A 1,778-nucleotide genomic window follows, 5' to 3' on the forward strand; every position below is an offset into this window, starting at 1 on the left:
GGGACGACCTCGTCCGCGGCGCCATCGGCGCCGTCGTCCTCGTCGACACCCGCCGCCTCGCCGACTGCTTCCCCGCCGTCGACTACTTCGAAAACTCAGGACTCCCCTTCGTCATCGCCCTCAACGGCTTCGACGGACACCAGCCCTACACCCCCGACGAAGTACGCGAAGCACTCCAGATCGGCCCCGACACCCCCATCATCGTCACCGACGCCCGCCACCGCGCCGACGCCAAAAGCGCCCTCATCACCCTCGTCGAACACGCCCTCATGGCCCGACTCCGCTGAGCCGGCCGCCCCCGCGGAGCCCCACCCTCTGGGGCTCCGCCCCGGACCCCGACGCGTTTGCCCACCCGCCCGCGGGGCGATACACCGCCACCCGCGATGAGCAGCAGTACGGGCGCAGCTGAAAGCCCCCGCCCATGAAGGCGGGGGCTTTGCTATGCAGCGAGGCAGTCCTGCGCGGGGCTCAGCCCTGCCAGGAGTGCGGCGCGCGGAAGCCGGGGGTGCGTTCCAGGCGGCGCCAGCCGGCGGTGGAGCGGCCGCGCTTGGGAGCCGCGGCGGGCTGGGCCGCGGCGCGGGCGAGCAGCACCGCGGTGATCGCGGCGAGCTCCTCGGGAGCGGCGTCACCCTTCTCCACGCGGAGCAGCGACTCGGAGGACTTGGCATTCGGAGTGGTCACGTTCGTCTCCTCTTACTGAAGCTTCGAAGGCTTACTGGGGCCTTGCTCAGGCTTACTGAGGCGGGTTGCCGTGCTTGCGGGAGGGCAGGTCGGCGTGCTTGGACTTGAGCATCGCCAGCGAGGCGATCAGAACGGCCCGCGTCTCGGCGGGGTCGATCACGTCGTCGACCAAGCCGCGCTCAGCCGCGTAGTACGGGTGCATCAGCTCCGCCTTGTACTCCTTGACCATGCGCGCCCGCATCGCCTCCGGGTCCTCGGCATCCGCGATCTGGCGGCGGAAGATGACGTTGGCGGCGCCTTCCGCACCCATCACCGCGATCTCGTTGGTGGGCCACGCGTATGTCAGGTCGGCTCCGATGGACTGCGAGTCCATGACGATGTACGCGCCGCCGTACGCCTTGCGCAGGATCAGGGAGATGCGGGGCACCGTCGCGTTGCAGTACGCGTACAGGAGCTTCGCGCCGTGGCGGATGATTCCACCGTGCTCCTGCGAGACGCCCGGCAGGAAGCCGGGGACGTCCAACAGGGTGACGATCGGGATGTTGAACGCGTCGCACATCTGGACGAAGCGAGCCGCCTTCTCGGATGCCTCGATGTCCAGCACACCGGCGAGGGACTGCGGCTGGTTCGCCACGATGCCGACGACCTGGCCGTCCAGACGGGCCAGCGCACAGATGATGTTCCGTGCCCAGCGCTCGTGGATTTCGAGGAAGTCGCCGTCGTCGACGAGCTCCTCGATCACCTTGTGCATGTCGTACGGGCGGTTCCCGTCGGCCGGGACCAGGTCGAGCAGCACCTCGGAGCGGCGGTCGGCGGGGTCGTCGCTCGTGTGGACCGGCGGGTTCTCCCGGTTGTTCGACGGCAGCATGGAGATCAGGTAGCGGACCTCCGCCAGGCACGTCTCCTCGTCGTCGTAGGCGAAGTGCGCCACGCCGGAGGTCTCGGCGTGCACGTCGGCGCCGCCGAGGCCGTTCTGCGTGATCTCCTCGCCCGTCACCGCCCGCACCACGTCAGGTCCGGTGATGAACATCTGGGACGTTTCCCGGACCATGAAGACGAAGTCGGTGAGCGCCGGGCTGTATGCCGCGCCGCCCGCG

At 69.3% G+C, this 1,778-nt stretch carries 3 protein-coding genes; 1 reads left to right on the forward strand and 2 read right to left on the reverse strand.

Translation table 11 applies throughout. From position 1 onward, the window contains the following. Window positions 1–287, forward strand: a 287-nt coding sequence (locus AB0D31_RS34655; RefSeq protein ID WP_362730897.1) for an ATP/GTP-binding protein, incomplete at its 5' end; no start/stop codon positions are given. 181 nt (window positions 288–468) lie between these two features. On the opposite strand, the gene AB0D31_RS34660 is transcribed toward AB0D31_RS34655, so the two are convergent. Further along, on the reverse strand, window positions 469–681 hold the full coding sequence (locus AB0D31_RS34660) for an acyl-CoA carboxylase subunit epsilon (protein ID WP_362730900.1): 213 nt from the start codon (window positions 679–681) through the stop codon (window positions 469–471). Between the two features lie 52 nt (window positions 682–733). Beyond that, a partial coding sequence (locus AB0D31_RS34665; RefSeq protein ID WP_362730903.1) for an acyl-CoA carboxylase subunit beta occupies window positions 734–1,778 on the reverse strand: 1,045 nt, incomplete at its 5' end.

Source organism: Streptomyces sp. NPDC048361, assembly GCF_040651795.1.
Taxonomy (GTDB): domain Bacteria; phylum Actinomycetota; class Actinomycetes; order Streptomycetales; family Streptomycetaceae; genus Streptomyces.